This window comes from Aliiglaciecola litoralis, from assembly GCF_039523355.1.
GTDB lineage: Bacteria > Pseudomonadota > Gammaproteobacteria > Enterobacterales > Alteromonadaceae > Aliiglaciecola > Aliiglaciecola litoralis.
On the sequence record NZ_BAAAFD010000009.1, the window covers coordinates 57,403 to 83,674 of the forward strand.

Consider the following 26,272-nt stretch of genomic DNA (forward strand, 5'->3'; position numbering starts at 1 on the left):
TCCTACACTGATCCGTTAAATAACATAGAAGCGTTAATAGTCGCGTCAATACGCACTATTTGGCCGGTTCGGTTGAACACAGATTGACTGTGCTCTTTCGTCAGTACTAAGGAGTCACTGGTAAATTGCTGACCATCAGCAAAGGTGATAGTCAATCGCGGCTGACTATCGTCAGTTAAGCGATACACGAAGGGGATTTGACACCAAGTAAACCCAATCGAGGATCCTGCAAGGGCCAATTTCTGCCACTGATTGTGAACATCGAGATAGTCGAAATCCCTTGGCGTTTGGGTAAACTCGCATTGACGCAGAAGTGCAGGACATAGTCTGACTTGCCCCTCAACAACGCGCACTCCCAGTTCGGCAAATCGGCTTAGCACTTCTTCTTTGACTTGACCAGTCATGCCCGGTTGCTGAGCACCAGCATGTTTAGGTGTGTGTGAATAGGGGTCGGTCGGGAATGCACCGTATTGTTCTGGCGTTTTATTAAATCCAATGCCGTGACGAACGCGATAGTAAAGGTCGCCTAAACGCTGCTGCACCTCTTGGTCTAGCTCGTTTTCAACCGCATGGAAAAACTGCTCATTCACCGCCAATAGTAATTTAGACACCATGTGCCAGTAAATACTGCCTAAGCCCTCAAAGCCAAACATACCGCCTGAACGGCCGGTAAAAGCTTGATGATTGAAAACAGACTCGTAAATATCCAAAATCTGTTGAGCTTGCTGGCTGAGTTCATTGCCATATTCAGTACAGAGTGTGTCAATCAAACGTTCTAAATCACCTGCATTTTTAATATCGGCATTAAAACGCAGCACGCCGCGGCTATCTTTTTGGATCAAGCGATTATCTTGTTTGATGATCATTTGATTGAGCACCGGAGCCGAATTTAGTGCTGACAAGGAAACGGTGTTTTTGTCTAGAAAGGCGACTTGTTTGCGATCGGGATACAACATAAAGGTATCTTGGTCAGCTCGGTAAATATCCGAATTAAACAAGGCTTCAACTACGTCTATGGCTTTGTTGCCCGTCACTGCCCCACTGCTCAAGGCAGCGACCTGCCCTTCGAGCATCGGATATAAATTAGCCACCCGTGCTTTTTGGTCGCGCAAGCTCAATAAATTGTAAGCATGGTATAGACCATTGGATTGATGATTATGCTCAATACTGCGATCGATACACTGCATCGCACTGTCTAGCAATTTGGTCAATGTACTGATTGGTTGTGTGGTTTTGTCACTGAAGCCTTCGTTTGCGTAAACCTGCTGACGATAATCACTACCGGCTCTTCCTAATTTACTAACAATTTCAAAGCGGATTTCATCGCTAAGTTCTTGTTGTTCGAGTTGTTTAACGGTATCTGACAAAATAGTGCTCGTTGCCACCAGCCAGTCACTTACCTCCACGGACAGCTCTACGTCCTGCGATTGAGACGCCAAAAGCGACTGCATAAAATGCACATAACGGCGCATGTAATAAAGGGTGACCATGGACAAGCCCTGACCAACCAAGGCGTTATTAGCGTCATTCCATTCAGGTCGTTGGGTGTTTAACCAAATTCCACCGTCAACCACAAAGTTACTGAGCTTGGCAAGCAACGGCACCAGTAGTTTTTCCAGCAAGTTTACCTGATACACCTGACCATCTTGGGTTAATACGAGTTTTCCATCTGCGCCCATGTGCTCAACGCGTTTTTCTATTTCATCAGCAAGCGCTTGATCATAATCAACCGTACTTTTAGCGTCTTTCACCAAGTCTTCAAAAGGTTTGATGCGGTAAGGTACATTGGCATAACAAAACAACGGTTGATGTAATAAGTCACTGAGTTTTTGCGGATGAAATTGCTGCGATAATTCGAGCATTTTCAGCAAATAAATAATTTGGTGATCGCCCCAATAGCCAATGTAACTCCATGGATCATCGGGCTCTTCGACTTCCCAATCAATGCCTTCTTTGGTGATCCGATACGGGTTATAGCCGTCCATAGTTGATGCATTAACGAATTTTGCAATCACGCTTTCAATAAACAACGGATAGCTAAATGTCAGCGCTTCCCAATTTTGGAAAATGTCACGCCAATTACCTTGATAAGACAACAAGGGATTGCCTTGACTGTCACGCAATTTAATCGCGAATTGATTCCAAGGGCGACTTGGATCACCATGACGACGACCGAAAGTAATAGGTAAATACTCCAGCGCAAGGCGAGCTAATTGAGGATCATTTTGCGCCTCAACTTGAGCTTGTAATGACTGCACACTGAGTGATTCTGGTAGTCCAGCCAAAAAGTCTTTGTTGCGCTGATAAACAGATGCGTTAAAGCCTTTTAATGTTTGCTTAAAGTCAGTAGCTGAGATGCTGTATTGATCATTAAAGATACCGCCACGCAGCACATTAAATAAGGTATTGGCGTAGTGGTGAACATCGAGCGCTTCATCTTCCGTTACCTGAAAGCCGTCACTGGACGCCATGATATTGGCTAACATTTGGCTACCTTGAGCAACGTTGTCAGTCAGTTTTTGTTGCAATTCAAGAGGCTTATTCAACTGTTCCAGTAAGTCAGTGATTTGACTCTGATCCTGTTCGATATTAGCGACAATTTGCCACTGGTTAGCGCCATTCGGGTCAAGTTCTAATTTACTTGAGACCAGATAGGCGCCGCGAATACCGCGACAGCTAGATTCGGTCTCTATCGGCTGACCTGCTTTGAATGTTGGCAGCTGACGTTCTGATAGCAGAACATTTTGAACGTCAAGTCCAAGCACAAAAATGGTGTTGGCACGCAGGGATTCACTTGGCTCTGCCCGATCGGTGATACCCGAATATAATGAGTAAATACCAACCCCTGTGCTTTCATCCAATTCATTAAACTTGTAGGCATCCACTAGGTTACTAGATTGCGCCTGAGTAAATCGAGGAGTGCCTGCAGGGAGCACATTGATTAATCCATCAAGCACTTCAATCTGTCTAGCTTGCGACTGTAGGTTTTCTATTTTTACCTGTCGACTGAATCCGTAATCATCACTGGTGGTCCAGACATAGCTAAATCGCAGACCTAAGGTATGATTCACCTCTTCAAAACACAATTTATCGCCCAAGGTGCTTTTATACAGATGGCGCGATAATTCAAAGCGTTGCTCACGCAAATAGTTGAAGGGTTCCCAACTCGTCGTTTGACCACCATCGGTGATCAATACAATTGTTTTACAGCCCGTATGAGAAGTGCTTTCATGGATTTTGTCCACGGTTACATAGGGGAACAGTGCGGTTTCTGGCGATACTCGACCTGCCGTCAAACCGCCATTGGACGATGCAAATAACCAATGATCGCTGCTAGAGATCAAGCTGATGAAAAAAGGTGCCATTTTGTCAACATGTTCAATTTTGTAATACCTTTCATCATCAAAGGTAACAAATTGTCCTGTTACATTGTTCTGTTCGTTGTTTTTCATACTCATTTTCTGCTGATAGTGTTAGTTAATTTCATTCATTTTGGGGCTAAATACGCCCAAAATTGCGTCATTATTTAGCTTGGTAAATCCGCACATAGTCCACTTCCATGCGTACCGGGAAAAGACGGTCATCAATGGGTCCGCCTGCTCTACCCCATTGACCGCCGATGGCTAAATTTAAGATCAGGTGATAAGGGTGATCAAACGGCCAAGCGCGCCAGCCTTCGCCTTGATTGGCATAGTAAAAATAGGGCGTGCCATTCATAGATACCGCAATATAGTCAGGTCCCCACTCCATTGAATAGACTTGAAATTCGTCATTGACGGACTGATCCACTTCGATACTGCCCTTACGTTGTTCCCAGTTCATCCAATAGTAGGCTTTGTTATGCACTGTGCCATGAATGGTGGTGGGATCGAATCCAACATATTCCATGATGTCGATTTCGCCTGAGTTAGGCCATGCATCGCATGTTGAGCTACCCTGCCAATCTTCACCGGGTTCACAACTCGTTGAGTACTTGTAGGGGTCGCTTGGCAACATCCAAATCGCCGACCAAGTTCCTTGCCCACCAGGAATACGGGCACGCACTTGTGCTTTACCGTATAAAAAGTCGCCTTTACCTAAAGAGTGAATCCGGCCAGAAGTGTATTCACCATTGCCGAATGGTTCTTTGTGGGCCTCAATTATCAAGTGGCCATTTTCAACTCGTACGTTCTTTTCTCTGTCAGTGTAGACTTGATCTTCGTCATTGACCTTTCGGGCTGGCCAAACATCGTGGCTCCACTTAGTCGGATCGGGCTTTCCGGTGTAGTCAAATTCGTCCTGCCAGACCAATTCCCAGTTTTCGGCATCGTTAAACTTGCGTCTGATGATCAACGCATGCAACACAGGCTGACCTTTTACTGAGGCTAGTTTGAGTTGCAACTGTCCCTCGGCAACCTTTACGTTAGTGACCGTTCTATCTAATGCAGACAGCACCTTGCCGTCTCGTGCCATGCGTATGTCGAGATTGCGTAGCACCGGCTGATTTTGAGCATAGACATTAATCAGTCGCTCACCGACATCTAGATTGTCAGGTTCGGCAAATTTAAAGGTAATATCATAGAGACCATTTTCCAGCGGGATCGCCAGTTCCATATCACCGACCCGATAACTTTTATATAGGGTTGGATCTTGTGAGCCTTTAATGCCATCGGATTGTGCTTTTTGCGCTTGCGTTGACAATCTATCTTGAATGTAACGGATGCCGTCAAACCCAGCGTATTCATCACCGCCTACATTGATCGCCAAGACTACCGATTGTTGGTACTGGGTATCTTTTAACACCTTGGGTTTCGCCATTAGGTTCTCACTGGTTATCTCACTTCTCGACATTGGTTGTTGAGGAGTGCATGCAGTCATTATCAAAATGACCGTAGACAAAAAACTCAGGCGATGAATGAGATTAAAATATAACGTTTTCATGTGTCAGCCTTGGCTACTTATCTTTGCAATTGTTTTCAAAGTAGCTAAACCTTATGCAAACGGTTTTCCCGCGCAACGTAAACAAGCTCAAGCGGACTGAGCCTGCGGCAATCTGGCATAAACTGACCGAACAGTCCGAATTTAGCGGTTTGTAACCTCGAATATTAAAAAGTTTTTTCGGCCTAATTGCGGCTTGAAAAAGCCGGATTGAAGGTGCAAGTCCGTTCCATCTCTTGATAGTCCCGTCTTGCCGTATTTAGTAGTGCAGCTGTTAACCCTTGTGTTACAAATTAAAACAGGCATTTAACATCTGGCCGGGTACTGTGTGATTCACTACGATGAAATAACGTAGAAGCACAGAGTCAAGCGCCAGGCAAAGTCACTTAGATTTTGTTATTTCGGAGAACACAATGAGAAATAAAAGCGTTACTCACACGACGCGTCGCCTGTCTCTTTCAGCAGGAGTTGTTTTAGCACTCTCGCTGACAGGATGTGGTGGTTCAAACTCAAATACTGATTTGAAAGCGGTCGATACTTCAGCTCCAGTTTCAGACTGGGTAATGGTCTGGAACGATGAGTTTGATGGGAGTAGTATCGACTCGTCTAAGTGGACTCACGAGGTCGATTGCGATGGCGGTGGTAACAATGAGAAGCAATGTTACTCCGACTCAGAAGAAAACTCTTTTTTGGCGGATGGCAAGCTCAATATTGTCGCTAAACCCGCAGAAGAAGGTGCTGAACAGCCTTACACTTCAGCTCGATTGAAAACTAGATATAAAGGCGACTGGACCTATGGTCGTTTTGAGATGCGCGCTAAACTCCCTTCTGGACAGGGTTCTTGGCCGGCGTTTTGGATGATGCCTACCGATGAAGTTTACGGTAGTTGGCCGAGATCCGGTGAAATCGACATAATGGAAGCGGTCAATCTAAAAGTTGCCAATGAAGAAGGTGTTGAAGAAGGTTATATTCACGGTACCTTACATTACGGTCGACTATGGCCGAATAATGAAGAATCAGGTAAATCTTACCTACCGGAATCAAATCCCGCAGACGATTTCCATACCTATGCCATAGAATGGCAAGAGGGTGAAATTCGCTGGTATATGGATGGTTATCTATATGCTACGCAAATGGCCTCTGAAGTACGTTACAACAGTAAAGGCGAAGCGGTCGGTTTGAAACATCGGGGTTGGTTTGCTGAATACTTCAATATCGCCACGGGCGAAAAAGAAGTTCAGTGGAATACGGCGCCTTTTGACCAAGACTTCTACATTATTTTGAACCTTGCTGTTGGTGGAGACTGGCCGGAAAATGTCAATAATAGAGGTATAGACGCTGCAGCCTTTGAAAATGGTCAAACCTTTGAAATTGATTACGTGCGTGTTTACGAATGTTCAATTGATCCGCTTACAGGCAAAGGCTGTGAAACAGTTCGTGGCGGCTATAAAGACGAAGACACTCTAGTTGAAGGTAAAGCGCCTTCGCCAACGCCACCAGTACCAGAAGTTGCCGTGCCGATCACAATTTTCGCAGACGGCGAAAACCCAGCTTGGAAAATGTGGGATTGTTGTGGTGGAACCACACCTGAAGTGGTTACTGATGACGCAGAACATGGTGCAGTAGCAGAGTTTAAGATCCTCGATAACAACGGCACAGTGCTTGGTTTCAATAGCCGCTCGGATGTTTCTGAAGGTGGTACACCATTCAATGCATCAGCCATGTTAACCACAGGTAACTTGTCGTTTGAGATGAAAGTGGTCAACCCACCTTCTAGCTCTACTACTTGGTTAATGAAAGTTGAAGCAGACAATAATACCTCGTTCGCTGAAGTTGCGTTAAACACCAGTGTTGAAGGTGCCGATCCGGTAGCAGGTGAATGGCAAACCTATACCTTCCCATTACAAGCGCTTGCAGATGCCGGATTAGACATCAGTGCCATTGATGTCATCATGATATTCCCAGCGTGGGCTACCGGTGAAGGCGCAATTTATCGTGTTGACAATCTCACCATTGCCGAGCCAGGTGGACAGACGTTCCCTGAGCTAGTGTTGTTTGAAGACCAAGCAAACGCAGATTGGGCTTTATGGGATTGTTGTGGTGGAACCACGCCAACAGAAGAGATGGACGATGCTGAACACGGTGTGGTCGCAGAATTCTCGATTTTGGATAACAACGGCACAGTGTTAGGCTTCAAACCAGCTGACGGTTCAGGTATTCAATTTGACGCCTCAGCGCTACTTACTGAAGGTGTCGTGCAATTTGACATGAAAGTGGTTACCGCACCAACGGCTGACAATGCAGTTTGGAAGTTCAAGATTGAGGCCGGTGGGACTACCTCGGCGGTTGAACTTGATTTAGCCGACGGTAATGGCGGCAACGCGCCAGTCACTGGTGAGTGGGCAACTTATACCTTTGCCATATCTGATTTATCTGACGCAGGGCTAGATATCAGCGCGATTGACGTAATAATGATATTCCCAGCTTGGGCAACCGGTGAAGGCGCAGTTTATCGTGTTGATAATGCTAAAATCTTCAATCCGAATGCAACCACAGGTGGCCCAACAGGCCCTCGTGAGGTGGTATTTGCCGATGGTGCAGACGCTAATTGGCCGTTATGGGATTGCTGTGGTGGTACAACGCCAACGGTTGAAACTGACGATGCCGAGCATGGTGCAGTTGCAGAGTTCTCTATTTTAGATAACAACGGTACAGTACTGGGCTTCAACAGTCGTTTACCTGATAATGGTGCAGCGTTTGACGCGTCAGCATTATTGACTACAGGTACACTAAGCTTTGATATGAAAGTGGTCAGCCCTCCAGGCGCAACTACCTGGTTACTGAAAGTGGAAGCCGACGGCAATACCTCTTTCGCTGAGGTGGCGCTTAACACCAGTAATGAAGGGCTTGATCCGGTCACCGGTGAATGGCAGACCTACACCTTTGATCTTACCGATTTAGCCGATGCAGGTTTGGATATCAGTGCCATTGACGTCATCATGATATTCCCAGCATGGGCAACAGGTGAAGGTGCAGTCTATCGTGTTGACAATGTGGTTATAGGAAACCCAAGCACTGAAACTCCAGCCAACCCGAATGCGGTACTGACTTTCTTTGCAAATGAAGAAAACGCCCAGTGGCCTCTGTGGGATTGCTGTGGCGGTACAACGCCAACCGCAGTCGCAGATGATGCAGAGCATGGTCAAGTGGCACAATTCCAGATTCTGGATAATGGTGGCACTGTCCTTGGCTTCTACAGTCGTGATACGGGTACTCCTTTTAATGCTGAAGATTATCTGGCAACCGGCACCCTAACTTTCGAAATGAAAATTGTGTCAAATCCGTCAGATGGCCCAACTAACTGGTTATTGAAAGTGGAAGCAGGCGGCAACACGTCTTTCGCCGAGCTAAACCTTAACACCAGTAATGAAGGTCAGGATCCAGTAGTAGGCCAATGGCAGACCTACACCTTTGATTTGCTTGCTCTGTCAGATGCAGGGCTGGACTTAACAGAGATAGATGTTGTGATGGTATTCCCAGCATGGGCAACGGGTGGCGGCGCCACCTACTTGATTGACAACGCGATGATCACGTCTCAGTAAGCATAAGACGATATTGCATAACACGATTTCATCCCTCATCGGTGCGGCGAATAGCCACAAGGTGAGGGATGAGCAAATCAAAGAATTGAGAGAATAATAAGTAGGAACACTATGAAACACATGACTTTCAATAGAAAATATTTAGCAGCATCGGTCTCTTTGCTGTTGGGCACGTCGGTCATTCCGGCAGTGCATGCTCAAGAAGACGCAGCCGCCCCCGCTGATGACGTTGAAGTGATTTCGGTTCGAGGTATTCGAGGCAGCTTAATGCGCGCCATGGATATGAAGCGTGACGCACAAGGGGTGGTAGACGCCATCTCTGCTGAAGAGATGGGTAAGTTTCCAGACACTAACTTAGCGGAATCATTACAACGTATCCCAGGTGTGACCATCAGCCGTAAAAATGGTGAAGGTAGTCAAATCACTGTGCGTGGTTTCGGTCCAGATTTTAACTTGGTTACCTTAAACGGTCGACAAATGCCGGGCACGGGTAACACTCGTTCATTTGATCTCGAAAACTTATCATCTGCGGGTGTCAGTGCTCTGGAGTTATACAAAACTGGCCGTGCAAACATACCGTCTGGTGGCTTAGGCGCAACAGTGAATATTATCACTGCTAAACCGCTTAATTCTCCAGGCCTTAAATATGTGGTTTCGGCTAAGGGCATTTACGACGAATCTAACGTCGAGGGTGAAGATGTTACGCCAGAGCTAGCGGCTCTATACAGTGATACTTTCGCTGATAATACAATTGGTGTGGCAATTTCACTATCAATGCAACAACGGGATTTCCAACAACAAAGTGCCAATGTACCTGGTTGGCAAGCAGACCAAGGCCCGTTCAGTTCCGCCACCGATATTGTCGATTTGCGCCCTGACGCCACCAGTGAAGAACAAGACATTGCTGATGGTGCAACAGCTGATGGTAAGGCAGGTCACACCTACTTCCCACGTCAAATTTCTTACAACATTAACAATGTTGAACGGTCACGTTTTAATGGCCAAGCAACTTTGCAGTATGCTCCTCGTGACGACATGACTTTTACACTAGATTATGTCTATTCTGAAGCAGAAACTGCGACCTCAGGTTTGGGCTTTGGTATTTGGTTTAACTTTGGTGGTAACGTAAATTCTTACGAATTGGACGAACGTGGTACTGCGATTCGTTTTAATGAGTCTAACAACGACTATGCTCACTCTGCTAACGTAGAAACATTGCTGGTTGAAAGCGACTCTATCGGTTTCAACTTTGAATGGCATGCTACCGACGATATCAGTGTTGAATTCGATTATCATGATTCGAAAACTACCACTGATAACGGCGCAGATGACGGTACTGGTCACTCAGGAAACGTTATCCTGGCACCAAACAACATTGTTAACAAAACCTATGATTTCTCACAAGGCGGCATCCCTCAATTCAGCATGGTGTGGCCAAATGGTGCACAAGAAGCTAGTCCAGCTGACTTTGATCCTTTGTTTGCCCAATTCGGTCGAAGCGTTGGGGAATCCACCATTGAACAGATCCAGTTAGATGCCGAATGGGTTAACCCTGAAGATAGCTTCTTAACCAAAGTACGTGCAGGCTTTGCCAATACCGAACAATTTTTTGGTGGTTATTCCGCCAACAACGGAAATGTGGGCCCTAATGGTTACAATGGCAACCAGGCGATTTTCCCTGATAGCATGTTTACCCGCACTAACACTGGCGACTTGTTAGACGAATTCGCCAACGGCGGTGCTAATCTGACTACTGATTACTATTATTCGTTTGACTATGCAGAAGCAGTTGCGCGCATGCAGTCGTTCTTCGGCTTCCCAACTGATCCATTGGATCCTGATTTCGGTGTGCTAAATACAGCTGATCTAACCGAAGACACTCAAAGTGCGTATTTGGCAGCAGATATGTTTTTTGAATTGGGTGAGATGGCTGTAGACGTCAATGTCGGTGTCCGCTATGAGAAAACCGATGTAACCAGTTTAGTCGAGCAAGACATCGAAGATTTCTTAGTATGGTCAAATCCGACCGAATGGCAATTACGTTACAGACCGAGTGACAGTGGCGTCGTGTCCTTTACCGGTGAACATGATGTGGTATTACCTAATTTAGACATCAAGGTAGAAGTGACTGACGATATTATTGCCCGTTTCTCTACCAGTAAAACCATTACCCGTGCACCTTTGGGTAACTTAGTGGGTGCTCGTTCATTGTCAGGCAGTCCTAAGCCTGGTAGCCGCACAGGTTCAGCTGGCAATACTAACTTATTGCCATTTGAATCAACCAACTTTGATTTAAGTTTGGAATACTATTACGACGAAGGCAGTTATGTGTCTTTAGGGTATTACCGTAAGGATGTGAAAAACTTCATCGAAAATTCTTTCACCACGATTACCGTTGATGGCTTAAGAGACCCGTTTATTGGACCTCGTGCTATACAAGCTGAAGCAGACGTAGTTGCTCGTGGCGACCAGCCTACTGTAACGGCGATCTGGGAACAGATTATAGCCAATGGTGGTGGGGTTGATGATGCGTGTTGTGAAACCCAAATTGTGCGCCAGAATCCAGAAGATCCGTTGGTAGAATGGTTGGTAAGCCAGCCAACCAATGGTGATTCGAAAACCGTTGATGGATTTGAGTTTACAGTGCAGCACATGTTTGGCGAAAGTGGCTTTGGTGCTGGTTTCAACGCGACCATCGTTGATGGTGACGTGAAATACAACCCAGAGGTGTTTGCGGTACAGTCGGTGCTAAATGGACTGAGTGATTCTGCTAACTTCCAACTCTTTTATGAAAAAGATGGATTATCAGCAAAAATCACTTATGCATGGCGTGATGATTACCTCATTGGTATTGGACAAGCGCAAGGTTCTGCTGAAGCGCCTCCTCAATTCGGTAAAGAGTACGCACAAACTGATTTGAGTATTAACTACGATATCAATGACAACATTACCGTGTTCTTCGAAGGTCTTAACTTGACCAACGAAACCGAAGAGGGTTATGGTCGTTACGTCGAGCAATTCTTGTTCGCCCGCCAATATGGTACGCGTTACAACCTTGGTGCTCGCTATACATTCTAGCGGTAACAAGTTACGAAAAAAGCCGCTTTTATAGCGGCTTTTTGTTATTGTTTTATTGAGTAAATATTTCAGGAGTAAACCGTGGTTGATGATAGGCCTATTCGCAAGATTGTGATTGTTGGCGGCGGCTCTGCCGGCTGGTTAACAGCAGGTGTTATTGCCGCTGAGCATATGGCAAATTCAGCTGAAGGTATCAAGGTCACCTTAATCGAGTCGCCTGATGTGAAGCCTATCGGTGTGGGTGAAGGTACATGGCCTACGATGCGTGGTACCTTGCGTAAAATGGGCATTACCGAAACTCAATTTATCCGTGAATGTGACGCAACGTTTAAGCAAGGCGCTAAGTTTGCTAAATGGGTGACCGGCGCAGATGATGACGCCTACTATCACCCGCTGGTGTTGCCACAAGGTTACGAACAAATTAATTTAGCGCCTTTTTGGCATGAGCATGCTGAGCAAGTCCCATTTGCCGATGCCGTGTCATTTCAAGGACATCTGTGTGAACGAGGTCTAGCCCCTAAACAAAATACCACTCCTGAATATGCTCACGTGGCCAACTATGCTTATCACTTGGATGCGGGCAAGTTTTCCGTAATGCTGCAAAAGCATTGCACCGAACAATTGGGTGTCACCCATATATTAGATCACGTCACAGGCATAAATAGTCATGACAATGGTGATATCAAATCTTTAAATACCAAGCTTAATGGCGAGCTAGAAGCCGATTTATTTATCGATTGCACGGGCTTTAAATCGTTATTGTTAGGCGAACACTACCAAATCCCTTTTATTGATAAACGCCATATTTTATTCAATGATGCGGCACTGGCAGTGCACGTGCCTTATGAGTCAGAGCAAAGCCCGATTGCGTCACACACCATCTCCACAGCACAAAGTGCTGGCTGGATTTGGGATATCGGCCTACCCTCGCGCCGAGGAGTGGGACATGTTTACTCGTCCGCCCATATTAGTGATGAACAAGCAGAAGTTGAGTTGCGTGATTATATTCGCGCCACCATTGGTGACAAAGTCGATGATCTCAGCATACGTAAAATTCCAATTACCCCCGGTCACCGTGAGACTTTCTGGCACAAAAACTGTGTGGCAGTGGGGCTATCTGCTGGATTCTTAGAGCCTTTGGAAGCCTCGGCTTTGGTATTGGTCGAATTATCTGCTGCTATGATAAGCGAACAGTTGCCCGCAACCCGCGGTGTTATGGACATAGTGGCAAAGCGCTTTAACGATAAGTTTCGTTATCGATGGGATCGCATCATTGATTTTCTAAAGCTGCACTACATTTTGACCAAACGCAAGGACACGCCTTATTGGGTCGACAACTGCAAAGCAGAGTCCATCCCTCAAGACTTACAAGAACAATTGGAACTGTGGAAATATCATAGCCCTTGGCACAGTGATTTCACCCAAATTGATGAAGTCTTTCCATCAGCTAGTTATCAGTATGTATTGTACGGAATGGGCTTTAGAACCCAAATGCCTGCAACCATGCGTCGCTCTAGTAATCGACAAATAGCGATGGAAAATTTAGCCAAAAATCAGCAATTAACCAATAAACTGCTCAAGGGATTACCGACCAATCGTGAGTTAATCAACAAGATCAAAGAGTACGGTTTACAGCGAATTTAGGCGTGCTATAAATACTAGAATGAAACATTTTTCGGCCCCTTTATGCCGTTTAAAAATAACAACAAGGAAAATTAATGGCCAATCATCAATTATTGGATAACGTAACTCACAAGGATGTAAAAGTAGATACTCAGATGCGTCCAGGCAGGGGAGATGACATCAGCTTTACCAATGTGTTTGTCTCTGAGTTTCGTCAAGCGCAAGGCTGCTATCCGATGTTCTTCCGCAAGCACTCACAAACAGGCAAGTTTGAAGCTATCGCCCTGTTTGGATTTGGTGAGCAAGAAAACTTATACCTTAACGACCAAGGATGGCAAGCCAATTACATTCCATTGAGTATTCAACGACGACCTTTTTTAATTGGATTTCAAAATATTCAAAAAGATGGCGTACTCGAAAAAGAGCCGGTAGTGTTCATCGACATGGACAGCCCAAGAGTCAACCAAGAAAATGGCCAGGCCATATTTTTAGATCAAGGTGGACAAAGTGAGTACTTACAAAACATCAGCTCCATCTTGCAATCGATACATCTTGGACATCAGCAAACTAACGAATTTATTGACGCTCTGCTGGCATTAGATTTGATTGAGTCGGTGAGTATCAAAGTAGCACTCGATGATAACAGCCAACATGAACTTAACAGTTTATACACCATCAATGAAGAAAAAGTGGCAGCCTTAGATGGCGATGACCTGCAAAAATTACATCAGCAAGGTTACCTGCGCATGATCCATATGATGGACGCCTCAATGTCGAATTTGTCGGTATTGATTGAAAAGAAAAATCAGCAGTTGTAGACATCAATATGCTCGCATTTTCCTCTAGCGTGAGTGTTGAAGAAGTTGCCAATGCCACTTTTGAAGATTTAACGCCAGCCAGACTTAGCTCAACAGTGCCTATTGTGTTCAGGGGACTGATACGCGACTGGCCATTAGTTAAGGCGGGTCAACAATCTGCGTCTCATGGCGCGGATTATATAAGACAATGGTCGAACGGCAAGCCGGTGCAAGCTTTTGAAGCGCCGCATGAAGTGCAAGGTCGTTTTTTCTATAATGAGCAGTTAGACGGATTTAACTTTAAACCTAAGAACACCACCTTAGATCGGGTATTAGACGAAATCTTAGCGTCAATCAATGACGAGCAAGCACCTTGTAGTTATCTGGGCTCTACCTCAATTGATCATATCATGCCAGGTTTTCGCCAACACAATGACGTCCCTGCGCTGGCAAATGCGCCTTTGGTTAGTATCTGGGCTGGCGCTCAATCGCGCATTGCCGCGCACTTTGATGTGCCTGACAACCTTGCCTGCTGCGCAGTAGGAAAAAGGCGATTTACGCTGTTTCCCCCCGAACAATTAGAAAATCTCTACATTGGCCCTTTGGATTTCACCCCTGCCGGCCCCCCCGCGAGCTTAGTAGATTTTTATCAGCCTGATTTTGCGCGTTTCCCGAAATTTAAACTAGCACTGCAACATTGTTCGATCGTTGAGCTAGGTCCTGGAGATGCGATCTTTATTCCAAGTATGTGGTGGCACCATGTAGAAGGTTTGGCTGGGTTTAATGTGCTCGTGAATTATTGGTGGCGACAAGTGCCACATTTTATGGGCACACCGATGGATGCGCTCAATCACGCCATTTTAAGCATTCGTGACTTGCCCAAAGCCCAACGTGAAAACTGGCAAAACATGTTCGAAAAATACGTATTCTCGCCGATGGACACAGACCATATTCCAACGCATCGCAAAGGTATTCTGGATCCCTTGGATGAACAAAGAGCGCGTCAATTGCGCGCCACCTTAATCAATAAACTAAACCGCTAGTTAACCTGAACTCTGGAAAATTGACAAAAGGCAGAATAATATACTGACTCAGCGAAAAGCTAGCAGCTAATGCCGCTAGCAGCTCACATTATCACTGCGCTTCGAACCTTATCCCCTGCACTTCAATATGCAAATCACTGCCGGCACTGTCTCCTTCAAATACCACTGGGTTAATAACGGAGTTGATGTCCATTGTACTACCGGGATCGTAGCGATTCGATGCCGCGACAAAGTCCGCTATGGGAATTCGATAGGCCACAAACTGATTAGTTTCAGAGGGCAATCCGCCATAGATGGACAAATCAAGATCCGACACTGCTGGCCAACCACTATCGATTTTGACCAAAATGTCACTATGACTTCCAAGGCTAACAATAGCCAGTTCAAACACCAAATAACCATTGGCATAATCACTTAAATCTAACGCCGAGGGCGCGGTAAGATACACATTACCTGTCCCCGTAAAGTCTGCGCTAAGCACGCCCGACTCAACCGAAATGCTGTCGTTATCTGCTTCATTATTACCGGGGAAGTTTCCAGCCACGTAGCCTTCAGCGAGGACATCACCAAGTAGCACTAGCGCTGCCGTTGAAGCCGCGGTAGTGACTTGTCGTTGCAGCTCGTTAGAGACTTGATTGCTGGTATCCAGTGCTGAAACCGTTACAGTGTAGCTAGATTGCTCGGCAAGATTGTCCAATGTAAAGCTCAGCTCAGTGGTAGTGGTATCTAACTGATAGTCATTTGGTCCAGTGACACTCACCCTGTAGCTAGCAACACCTTCGTCATCTTCTGCTGCCGACCAACTAACCGTAAAACCGTCGGTTGTGGTGCTATCAATGCCAATGATACCGTTCATGACCGGCGGTAAGTCTTGACCTATCTGTGCTGTGGTTAATGTCACAGTGACCGCTTGAGATTGGTTACCTGCCACATCGACTGCCTTCACCAATACGTCATAAGTGGTATTTTCCGTTAATCCGCTAATTCTGCTGCTAGTCGCTTGAGTTGATTGGCTACTCACTTGCTCGCCTGCAAGTTCAATTTCAAGCAGATAACTGGCAACACGCACATTGTCAGTTGCTGCGTTCCAGCTAATATCCGCCTGAGTTTGACGAATATTCGCTGCGGCTAAGCCACTCACGGTAGATGGCGGTTGATCGTCATCGGTTTCAAGATCGGCGGTAGTACGCACTGTAAACACCGACGCTGGCGCTTCAAAGCTAATACCGTCGCTAAATTCAACCGTCTTAGTTTGATCGGAGAAATTGTAAATCAAATAAGAGCGCTGATCGCCATTTTCAAACACCATTGCGCCTGGATCATTAGCGGTGATAGCGCCGGTGCCACTGATTAACTGCCCTAATTGTTTAAGCGTGTGTATCCAATGGTAAGTATGGGCCTTAGTCTCACCAAACTCTGGCGTATAATTTGATACTGAGTTGAAATCGTTAATGGCGGCGTCAGCATCGTTCATCGCCAATAAGTTCCACCAAATATCGCGCCATTCGTCTGAACCTAGCCCAGAGGGCTTACCATTGGTTGACTCGGATAACCCAAGGGTAATGTAATCACGCATGTACTCGGGATATTGCGCTACGTGCATCGTTAATGGATTAATCGGTAATCCTTGGATCCCCAAAATATGCGCCTTAAGCGGACTAAACCAAGTAGAGAATACGGCACCATCGCCCCAAATGATTGAGGTCGTGATCTTGTCGTAAGTTGCAGGGAAGTTATTGTATTCCTCTGGCTCACCGTTGAAATGATCAATGTTATTCCAATACTGCCAATAAGAAGCCGCTGTAGAAGCATGCAGATAGGTGCCGCGCTCAACTAATTGATCGTTGCCGGTGACTAATCCATACAACATAATGGCACCGTAAGCATTGGCCGCCTCAGAGGTGGATTCATTGTTATTGCCGCGAGCAAAATTCACCATGCCCGAGGCCCATGAGAATCCATTGGCGGGATCAAAATGGCGCAAGTTCGGGAACATATCGTCATTCTTGTCGCCAGCGTAGTCTCGGATCAGCAGTTCGACCATGGGACCGTATTGATCGTCAGCACACCAGTTTTTATCAACTCGGCAAATCTCCGCTGCAGCTCGCACAAAATAACCGTAATGAAAGTGATGATCATTGAGCATTTGATGAGAAGCGAAGGACTCAGTCACACCTAATAACGTGTACCAATCTTGGTCATAAACAAAATATTTATCAGTGTCTAGTTGATCATCGGTTTTTGCAGTAAACCAATCTTCTAATTCGGATTTGAGCCAATTAACAAAGATATCGGCTTGGGTATTGAGATTATTCGCCCGCGCAATCGCTGCAAGTTCAGCCACTTTAGAATAGGCTTTTCCTGACCAATAGGTATCGGTAAAGGTATTCCAACTTTCTGGACCTTGGGCAATGAATTCATCGATATATTGGGTTAATTGCGACAACTCCATGGTACTAGGAATGGCTGGCAAGTAAGGCAATACACCGACATGAGGTAGGCTATATTCAAATCCACTGGTTTGACTAAACTTCACCGTCCCCCTAGCACTTCGAACCGAGTAGTCGGTGGTAGCTACTAAGCTATTTTTCCAATGTAGCGGATGTAAACCTGCCATCGTTTGGACGGCTTGACCGCTAGCATCACTATAGCTGTGAGTGACCGTCACCGCTTGAGTGTTGGCGTCCACTTGATAGTCAATGTTAACGGCAGCCACCTCATTTCTAGCAAGTTCACTAAAGGTATCAATCACCCCTTGAGCAGGCACTGCCTCTTCACCACTGGGCATCAGTACTAAGGTAAAAGAATTAGTAGGGCTATCGATAGCAATTTCGCTTGAACTAATATTGCTAAAGGTTGTGCCCTCATCACCCACCGCTAAATAGGTGTTTCTGTTGCCTGCAACATTGGTCCATAGCCCTAAGATATTGTCCTGAACAGTAAAATGTCCTTTTTCGCCACCATCGGCACGCAAGGTTCTTAATACCAAATCACCGCTGTATGAAGTGAAAAATACATAAGGAGAACCATGCACAAAGGTGGCTTGCATCACTGCTTCGCCCTGTGCGTGCCACTCGACGGTGACTGAGCCATCGCTACTGTCTTTTAGAAACCCCTCCAGTTCACCGTGGGCAGAATTAGCCACCGCAATACCATCGAAGACTTCACTAAACGGATCAGGGATCGGATACTGAAAATTAATGTCATCCATCGACTGTAAACCCGCGGGGATCCCCATTACCCGGACGCCCTTGTTGGTTATCCGTGCAATTATCGGATCGGGTGTAATATAAGCCGCGTTGTTCGGATCGTCGATTTGCATTTCACCAAGAAAAGACACCGAGCCCCACCATCGGTGTGCGGCTAAAGGCTTTTGCGCAGCCGCGCCAACAACTTGAGGAAAACGCGCTGTGATCGAGCCTATTGGTCTGTCGTCATTGGTACAACCATTGACTCCAGGTTCGACTACTCCTGCATTATAAACCCAGAAACCATAGTCCTCAGTACACCTATAACCATCCGGATTAAATTGCTCTGCCACGCTCCCCTTACCATAAAGCACAACATCACCTGGGGTTGGCGTTGGTGTTGGCGTTGGTGTCGGTGTTGGCGTCGGCGTTGGTGTGGGCGTCGGAGTTGGCGTTGGCGTTGGTGTGGGCGTTGGTGTTGGAGTTGGCGTCGGTGTTGGCGTCGGTGTTGGCGTTGGAGTCGGCGTTGGTGTGGGCGTTGGTGTCGGGGTTGGAATAGGCGCAGGGTCACTGCCACCACCGCCTCCACATCCAGAAACCAGCATGGCATTGACGACAAGTAACGCTAAATAATTGTATTTCATAATATATCCCAGAAAAAGCGCCCAAGCGCACCGCCTGTCTGCGAAGGACCACCGCAGGTGGTCTTTCAGACAGGATTAAAGTTAATTCGTATACTTATCATCAGATCGGCAGATCTGTTGATTAAACCGCTCCTCGACGTGCTTCAAGCTTGGCACGCGTTTGGTAAGCAGTTTCTTCGGTAATGGGATATAGCATCACTAGCCAAATAGCGATCGCAGAAAACACCATAGGAACCACGGCATCAAATAACCGCATATAAAAAATAGTCGATTCGGATTGTTCGCCGCCAAGAGCGACATCAAAGCCGGTGGCATTAAGTAGTACTCCGCCAGCCGCTAAGGCAACCGCCATGCCTAATTTGACGACCCACCAAAAGATTGAGCCATACATACCCTCACGGCGTTTATGCGTTTTCAATTCATCGAAATCACATACATCAGCTATCATTGAGCCCATTAACGTAAACAAGCCTCCTAATCCAAAGGCGATAAAAGGAACAGGAGCTAGAATTAGCAATGGATAGTCTGGGTGATAGCAAAACCACTTGGAACCGTAGCCAATAATTGACATACCGATAGCAAAGAAAAATGCTCTACGTTTGCCGAAATGTGTTGAGATCTTAGTGACAATAAATATCACACAGAATGTGGCTATGGCGGAAAGGGTTCCTGCCCAACCAGCATACTCAGACCCCATATTAGTATCACCGTTAAATACGTAATAAATAATCACGTAAAATTGGAACGACGAGACCATCATGAAGCCATTAAAAACCAGAAAAGTGGCGCCGCACAAACACAAAAACGGTTTAAATTTGATTGTATCTGCAAACCCTTTAAAAAAGCCTTTTACGCCAGGAGCCAGCGCTTCAGTATCTTTAGCTGTGGGTTTGTCTACTATGTGTTGATTGGGTTCTTTGAGGAAAATGGCCGGTAAAATACCCACACAAACTGTAAAGGCACCGATGATAATTGCCAACCAACCTGCCCCTTGTGACATATCATCAAAGAAATTGTCATTTTGCATGAACCACAAGAACCAGGGCGCAATCAAATACGCCATTTGGCCCATAAAATTCTGCACCGCCATAAGTCGAGTACGCTCATGATAATCTGGCGTTAATTCATAGCCTAATGCCACCCAAGGCGTAGCAAAAACAGTGTAGGCAAGATAGAAAATCAGCGAGCCGATAAGAAAAAACCAAAAATAGAAAGTTTCACTTTGGTCGCTAGGAAGTTGCCACAGAGCAGCAAATAATATCCCTGCAGCAATAGCACCGCCAAAAATATAAGGACGTCTTCTACCCCATTTACTGCGTGTATTATCGCTAATGTAACCCATTAATGGATCGGTAATAGCATCCGTTAAACGTGGCAAAGCACTTACCAAACCAACCAATGCGGGATTCATCCCAAGACCAAGATTCAATACAATCACCATGCCACCAATCGCGGCACCTAACAGATTATTTACCAGCGCCCCTAGTCCGTAAATAAACTTGTTGAGCAGTGAAATACGATCTTGTGGCGCAGTTTGATGATGTTCTGGATCTGTCATGTTTTTCCCAATACGCGTGCCCAACAATGTGGTCGACTTATTTTATTAACATCAACGTTACACCGTATTTCTAACACAGCAACGTTAATACGACGAAAAGTCACAGTGGGTGCGGTAAAGCGGTTCTTCAGACAATCCTTATCAATGTTAACGCCAAGTTAATCTTCATGAATGCCTAAGGCCGCTTACAATCCCGCTTAGCTTTGCATAGGTCCGCTCTGGCTTATTTAATTTGAATTGTTTCGCAAGCGAATTAAGGTTCAGGTAGTGGCTAACTTAATCAAACTCAGCCAAACGAATTCAATCATTAATCAGCACGCTGTTGTGTTATCTCTATTTTGGAACTACTCCATGCATAAAGCAGTTCATTTCAAAACAACGTCCATGGGGTCTGAGCCTTGGTCTGAAAAAGTTAAAACACTGCTTGCTAACATGCAATTGCATGAAAAAATTGGCCAGCTATGTCAAGTTTCTGGTAACGAGGGGCATGTTAGTGATGACTTGGCTAACCAGATAAGACAAGGTTGGGTTGGTTCAGTTATTAATGAAGTTGATCCTAAGACCCTGCAGCACTTGCAACACATTGCGATAAACGAGAGTCGCTTGGGTATTCCGCTGCTGATAGGTCGTGATGTGATCCACGGCTTTAAAACCATTTTCCCAATCCCGTTAGGTCAAGCTGCTAGCTGGTCTGCAGACTTGGTAGAGCAAGCTGCGGCTATTGCTGCTCAAGAAGCGTCTTCGATTGGTATTAATTGGACTTTTGCTCCCATGATTGATATCAGTCGCGACCCACGATGGGGCAGAATTGCCGAGAGTTTGGGAGAGGATCCGTACCTGTGCTCAGTTTTAGGCGCCGCGATGGTCCGCGGGTTTCAAGGTGAGCAGATGAGCTCAGGTAAAAACTTGGCAGCCTGTGCCAAGCATTTTGCTGGCTATGGCGCATCCGAAAGTGGACGCGACTACGCCACCACTAACATCCCTGAAAATGAGCTGCGGAATATCTACTTACCGCCATTTAAAGTCGCCGCAGAAGCTGGCGTGGCGACTTTTATGTCGTCGTTTAGCGATCTTGATGGCGTGCCTGCTAGCGGCAACAAGTGGTTAATGACAGAGGTTCTAAGAGACGAGTGGCAATTTCAGGGGTTTGTAGTGAGTGACTGGGAGTCTATTTTCCAGCTGCAAATACATGGTTTGACCGCCAATGCGAAAGAATCGGCGCTCCTTGCTTTTGATGCTGGGATTGACATGGAAATGGTGAGTAATACTTATCGAAACCACTTAATCGAACTACTTGACGCCAAACACATCGACATCGAACAAATTAATGTCAGTGTGGCAAAAATACTGACGCTTAAAGAGCAGTTGGGATTATTCGATAATCCAGAGTTATGCAGTGATCTTATACCCGCTTTTTATCACCCCGATCATCTTGCCGTAGCCAAAGAGTTGGCAACCAAAAGTTGTGTATTGTTACAAAACCAAAATCATTGTTTACCAATTGATAAACACAATATAAAAAATGTTGCGCTGATAGGCCCACTGGCTAACGATGGATATGAACAGCTAGGTACTTGGATTTTTGATGGGGAGCCACAACATAGCATAACGTTATTGGATGCCATGCGCGAAGAGTGTGGTGACGCGGTAACGATCAACTATCAGGCTGGCATGTCTCACTCCCGCTCCCACAGCACGGAATTATTTGACCCCGCAATTGAAGCTGCGCAGCAGTCTGATGTCATCGTATTGTGTCTTGGCGAGGAAGCCATTTTATCTGGTGAAGCTCATTGCCGTGCCGATATCGACTTGCCTGGTAATCAGACGCAGCTTATCGATATCTTATCGAAATTAGGCAAACCCATAGTGATGGTGTTAATGGCAGGCAGGCCTCTTACCATCGAGACGGTTTTACCCAAAGTAGACAGTATTTTGTACGCTTGGCATCCTGGCACTATGGCCGGGCCTGCAATCAGTGACCTGTTGTTTGGTAATACAAGTCCTTCCGGTAAGACACCGGTCACTTTCCCTCGTAAAGTGGGGCAAATTCCCATTTACTACAATCAAAAGCATTCTGGTAAGCCGCCAACCGAAGCGCAATGCATTTATATTGATGATATTCCCCAGCGCTCGCCACAAACATCCTTAGGCATGGCTGCAACGCATCTGGATACGCATTTTTCACCACTATTCGAATTTGGCTTTGGATTATCGTACAGTGAGTTTAGATATAGTGAATTGCAATTGAACCAACGGCAAATTCTTCCAACCGATTCATTGACATTATCTTTCTTATTAAAAAACCATGGCCAATATGACGCTGAGGAAGTAGTTCAGGTCTACATACGTGACTTAGTGGGCAGTGTTACTCGACCGGTTAAAGAGCTGAAAAGGTTTCGCCGGATCAAATTAGCCGCTGGTGAACAGCAACAAGTGACTTTTACTTTAACGGCTGACGATCTCGCGTTTTATAATCGACAAATGAAATTACAGTCCGAAGCTGGGCACTTTCATATTTGGGTTGGCGGCAGCTCTGCCTGCACGTTAAAACAGGAATTTGAGTTATTACATGACTAAAGTTCGCTTTAACTCACAAGTGAAGCAACAGGTTGATCGCTTGTTGAGTGAAATGACACTGGCGCAAAAAGTGGGCCAGATGACTCAAGCTGAGCGCAGTACCTGTACTCCCGACGACGTCTATGCTTTTCACTTAGGATCGGTATTAAGTGGCGCCGGCTCATGCCCCAAAAACAATCTAGTAGATGACTGGGTCGAGATGTGCGATGCCTATTGGCATGCCTCTGTGCGTAAAGATGATGCACACTTAGGTATTCCTATTATGTATGGCGTTGATGCTGTACATGGCAACAGCAACGTCAAAGATGCCGTGATCTTTCCGCACAATATTGGCTTGGGGGCGACTAACGACTTTTCGCTGATCAAAGACATTGCCGCTGCAACGGCCAAAGAAGTGCTAGCAATTGGTGTCGATTGGGTGTTTTCTCCAAACTTGGCAGTGGCCAGTGACTACCGTTGGGGGCGCACCTATGAAAGCTTTTCACAAGACCCTAAACAGGTCAGTAAATTTGCACAAGCAATGGTCGAAGGCTTGCAAGACAATTTTTCTGATAATGGCGTGTTGGCCTGTGTGAAGCATTGGATCGGTGATGGCGGTACTCAAAATGGCATCGATCAAGGTGATACCGTTCTTGATTGGGAGCAACTGAACAATATTCATATTTACCCTTATTACGCCGCACTAGACGCCGGAGCAATGAGCGTCATGGTGTCTTTTAGTAGCTGGAACGGTGAAAAATGTCATGCCCATAAGTATTTAATTAGCGATGTGTTAAAGGGCCAAATGCGTTACCAAGGATTAGTGCTATCCGACATGCAAGGCATCGACTACTTGGCCGATGATTTTTATCAGGCGGTGGCTCGAGGCGTCAATGCCGGCATTGATATGTTCATGCTACCGGGCAACTGGAAGCAGTTTATCGATCATTTAATCAATCATGTCGAACTTGGCACTGTGCCCATATCGCGTATTGACGATGCGGTGCGCAGAATTTTATCGGTAAAAGTCGCCACTGGCATAATGGATAAGCCTGCGCCATCAGCACGTCCTTATACTCGAAGCAAGATGTTCGGTGCCCGCAAACATCGACAACTAGCCTGTTCATCCGTGCAAAAGTCATTAGTCTTACTGAAAAATGAACACGAGTTACTGCCGTTATCAAAACAACAAAAAATAGTGGTCACAGGCAAAAATGCTCATTGTATTGGCAGTCAATGTGGTGGGTTTACTGTTACTTGGCAAGGTTCAAGAGGTAACCATGATGTCAACGGGGCAACCTCAATTTGGCAAGGGATTGATCAGCTTGCGGATAATGCACAACTTATTGGTGAATCCGATTTACTCGCTGTCAAACAAGGTGAATTTGACGTCGCAGTGGTGGTGATTGGAGAGTTGCCTTACGCAGAAGGTTTGGGTGATATTCGCGATAATGAGGATGCCATAGTCGCATCCGGATTGCAGATCCAAGGACAAATGAGTATTACTGATGTGACCGCTAAATCCCTCGCGCTGCAAAATATGCATCCAGAAGATCTAAGCACGATTAGCACCTTACACGACAAAGGGATCCCAGTAGTAACGGTTTTAATTTCGGGCAGACCTTTACTCATAGAAGCTGAAATGGAGCGTTCACAAGCGTTTATTGCTGCGTGGTTACCAGGCTCAGAAGGTCAAGGCATTGCTAACGTACTTTTCGGAGACGCTCCAGTAACAGGTAAACTATCATTTAGTTGGCCACACACTCCAAGTCCAGATGTAGATCCTCTCAAACCAAAACGAAAAAGCAAATCAGATACAGTCTCGTCAAGTAAATTTCCAGTAGGATACGGCCTGCGCTACAAAAAACGTGGATTTTTTAAAAGCGCGAGCTAGCGATTTTACGTTGACAAAATAGCCCAGAGAAATCCCATCTAAGCTTCAAATAACTCATTAGCTAGCAAAGTATAGAGTTTAATCATGTTGCGTGTTGAAGTGCTGCTATGCATCATCTCAAACCTACTTTTTATATTTCTTGAGTAAATTTTGATTTATTGCTTAGCGCTGTTCGTGAAACAAATAATAGTTAAACAACGAATAAAAATCGTAGTTGAGGTGGGTGTCCTTATTAAATACATAGAGTGGGTGTCCACGCTAATTCTCTATCACTGGGAAAGGCCACACCAATTTAACAATGGGCTACCACCGGCTAAAGCAGAAGAATTAGCTAAAAAGGTGTCCGGATTTAATTGACCACTGGAGTGTCCGCGCTAATACTATGACTTAAAGAGGGTGTCCTCGCTAATACTCGCTAATATTGAGTTTTAAATCTATAGGTACTAAAAGCTGTTAAATTAACTAAAACTATGTATTTTATATAAGAACGTTTTGAAAAGGTTAAGTAGAGATGAGAACAAATAGCGCTACGTTATTGCTAACGTTTACACTCTCTTCTCTGACGGCTCATTCAAATCCTCTTAGAACGGCAGATATTGCGGTATATAAGATAGAAGACGTGCTGGAAGTAAATCGCAACGATTTGCCCTACGTTAAAATTTTGAGTCTTCTTGATCAACGTATCCCCATCAAATTAGAATATCAATTTATCCATGCCTTACGCGCTGCTGAGACTTTCAATAACAAGAACATTGCGTGTTTGTTTCCGGGAAGCATATTAGCTTATGACTCCGACCGTGAGCTTATTGAAAGCAAGCCAATACAAATTGCCAAAGCCTACTTCATCGCCAAGAAGACATACGATAGCCAAAAAATATTGGCCAATAAGGATCCCTCCCTTAGAATTGGATTTAGACGCGGCAATACATATGGAGGGCAAATTAAAACACTAGCACATCATAGACTGATCCCCTTAAACAGCGGAGCAGATATTCGACAGTTAATAGAACTTGATCGAATAGATGTGTTTCTCGGATACCTTCCTGATTCGTTCCCAGTAATCCATGCGATTCCCGAAAAACCATTGCAATATAATGAAGCATCCTTGTTTTATAGTCAGAATGACAGTTTTTTGTGCCAGAACACATTTGAAAACCAAATATTGGTGAATTTTATCGATTATGAAATTCAGAAAATGCATGACTCAGGAGAGCTAGCGCAAATTCTTGCCCCTTTAAACCAGCCAGAACCAGAGCAACCTCAACAACCACAGTCAAAAACAGATTTTTAGACATTCTCTAATTGAAGATGAACTCGCTACACCAGTGTTAACAAGAGTCAGTCCCTGCTCACTAAAAATTTAATGCTAACC

Annotated in this window: 11 protein-coding genes and 1 pseudogene; 8 read left to right on the forward strand and 4 right to left on the reverse strand. The window is 45.4% G+C overall.

What is annotated here, in order from left to right; genetic code table 11:
- Window positions 1-2 precede the first annotated feature (2 nt).
- Together ABD036_RS14565 and ABD036_RS14570 are read right to left on the reverse strand one after the other, a co-directional pair.
- The gene (locus ABD036_RS14565) at window positions 3-3,452 is read right to left on the reverse strand and encodes a hypothetical protein (protein ID WP_343861179.1); all 3,450 of its coding nucleotides are present in this window, start codon (window positions 3,450-3,452) and stop codon (window positions 3-5) included.
- A 70-nt stretch (window positions 3,453-3,522) separates the two neighbouring features.
- The gene (locus tag ABD036_RS14570; protein ID WP_343861181.1) at window positions 3,523-4,920 is read right to left on the reverse strand and encodes a malectin domain-containing carbohydrate-binding protein; all 1,398 of its coding nucleotides are present in this window, start codon (window positions 4,918-4,920) and stop codon (window positions 3,523-3,525) included.
- A 410-nt stretch (window positions 4,921-5,330) separates the two neighbouring features.
- On the opposite strand from ABD036_RS14570, the pseudogene ABD036_RS14575 reads away from it, so the two are divergent.
- The 5 genes and pseudogenes from ABD036_RS14575 to ABD036_RS14595 form a co-directional block, all read left to right on the forward strand.
- Window positions 5,331-7,988 (forward strand): annotated as a pseudogene (locus tag ABD036_RS14575) (family 16 glycosylhydrolase); the annotation flags it as partial.
- A 642-nt stretch (window positions 7,989-8,630) separates the two neighbouring features.
- The gene (locus ABD036_RS14580; protein ID WP_343861183.1) at window positions 8,631-11,597 is read left to right on the forward strand and encodes a TonB-dependent receptor; all 2,967 of its coding nucleotides are present in this window, start codon (window positions 8,631-8,633) and stop codon (window positions 11,595-11,597) included.
- An 81-nt stretch (window positions 11,598-11,678) separates the two neighbouring features.
- A complete protein-coding gene (locus tag ABD036_RS14585) occupies window positions 11,679-13,241 on the forward strand; it encodes a tryptophan halogenase family protein (protein ID WP_343861185.1) in 1,563 nt (520 codons plus the stop codon).
- A 74-nt stretch (window positions 13,242-13,315) separates the two neighbouring features.
- The gene (locus ABD036_RS14590; protein WP_343861187.1) at window positions 13,316-14,038 is read left to right on the forward strand and encodes a SapC family protein; all 723 of its coding nucleotides are present in this window, start codon (window positions 13,316-13,318) and stop codon (window positions 14,036-14,038) included.
- 8 nt (window positions 14,039-14,046) lie between these two features.
- Entirely contained in the window at window positions 14,047-15,060 is a 1,014-nt protein-coding gene (locus ABD036_RS14595; RefSeq protein WP_343861189.1) for a cupin-like domain-containing protein, read from the forward strand.
- A 91-nt stretch (window positions 15,061-15,151) separates the two neighbouring features.
- Here the strand turns inward: ABD036_RS14595 and ABD036_RS14600 are convergent, their stop codons facing one another.
- Window positions 15,152-18,892: a glycosyl hydrolase gene (locus tag ABD036_RS14600; protein WP_343861191.1), complete on the reverse strand. Its 3,741-nt coding sequence runs from the start codon at window positions 18,890-18,892 to the stop codon at window positions 15,152-15,154.
- 121 nt (window positions 18,893-19,013) lie between these two features.
- Window positions 19,014-20,450, reverse strand: a complete 1,437-nt coding sequence (locus ABD036_RS14605; RefSeq protein WP_343861193.1) for an MFS transporter — start codon at window positions 20,448-20,450, stop codon at window positions 19,014-19,016.
- 351 nt (window positions 20,451-20,801) lie between these two features.
- On the opposite strand from ABD036_RS14605, the gene ABD036_RS14610 reads away from it, so the two are divergent.
- The 3 genes from ABD036_RS14610 to ABD036_RS14620 all read left to right on the forward strand — a co-directional run bounded on the left by ABD036_RS14610 (window position 20,802) and on the right by ABD036_RS14620 (window position 26,191).
- A complete protein-coding gene (locus ABD036_RS14610; protein WP_343861195.1) occupies window positions 20,802-23,027 on the forward strand; it encodes a glycoside hydrolase family 3 N-terminal domain-containing protein in 2,226 nt (741 codons plus the stop codon).
- A complete protein-coding gene (locus ABD036_RS14615) occupies window positions 23,020-24,900 on the forward strand; it encodes a glycoside hydrolase family 3 protein (RefSeq protein WP_343861197.1) in 1,881 nt (626 codons plus the stop codon). Before ABD036_RS14610 ends, ABD036_RS14615 begins: the two co-directional genes overlap by 8 nt.
- Window positions 24,901-25,411: 511 nt before the next feature.
- Window positions 25,412-26,191 (forward strand): hypothetical protein, encoded by a 780-nt coding sequence (locus ABD036_RS14620; RefSeq protein WP_343861199.1) that lies wholly within the window; start codon window positions 25,412-25,414, stop codon window positions 26,189-26,191.
- The last annotated feature ends 81 nt before the right edge of the window (window positions 26,192-26,272 follow it).

Coding starts and splice junctions, on each gene's coding strand:
- ABD036_RS14610 (WP_343861195.1), top strand. CDS start 20,802: ATGCATAAAGCAGTTCATTTCAAAACAACGTCCATGGGGTCTGAGCCT.
- ABD036_RS14595 (WP_343861189.1), top strand. CDS start 14,047: ATGCTCGCATTTTCCTCTAGCGTGAGTGTTGAAGAAGTTGCCAATGCC.
- ABD036_RS14590 (WP_343861187.1), top strand. CDS start 13,316: ATGGCCAATCATCAATTATTGGATAACGTAACTCACAAGGATGTAAAA.
- ABD036_RS14580 (WP_343861183.1), top strand. CDS start 8,631: ATGAAACACATGACTTTCAATAGAAAATATTTAGCAGCATCGGTCTCT.
- ABD036_RS14620 (WP_343861199.1), top strand. CDS start 25,412: ATGAGAACAAATAGCGCTACGTTATTGCTAACGTTTACACTCTCTTCT.
- ABD036_RS14570 (WP_343861181.1), bottom strand. CDS start 4,920: ATGAAAACGTTATATTTTAATCTCATTCATCGCCTGAGTTTTTTGTCT.
- ABD036_RS14600 (WP_343861191.1), bottom strand. CDS start 18,892: ATGAAATACAATTATTTAGCGTTACTTGTCGTCAATGCCATGCTGGTT.
- ABD036_RS14605 (WP_343861193.1), bottom strand. CDS start 20,450: ATGACAGATCCAGAACATCATCAAACTGCGCCACAAGATCGTATTTCA.
- ABD036_RS14565 (WP_343861179.1), bottom strand. CDS start 3,452: ATGAAAAACAACGAACAGAACAATGTAACAGGACAATTTGTTACCTTT.
- ABD036_RS14615 (WP_343861197.1), top strand. CDS start 23,020: ATGACTAAAGTTCGCTTTAACTCACAAGTGAAGCAACAGGTTGATCGC.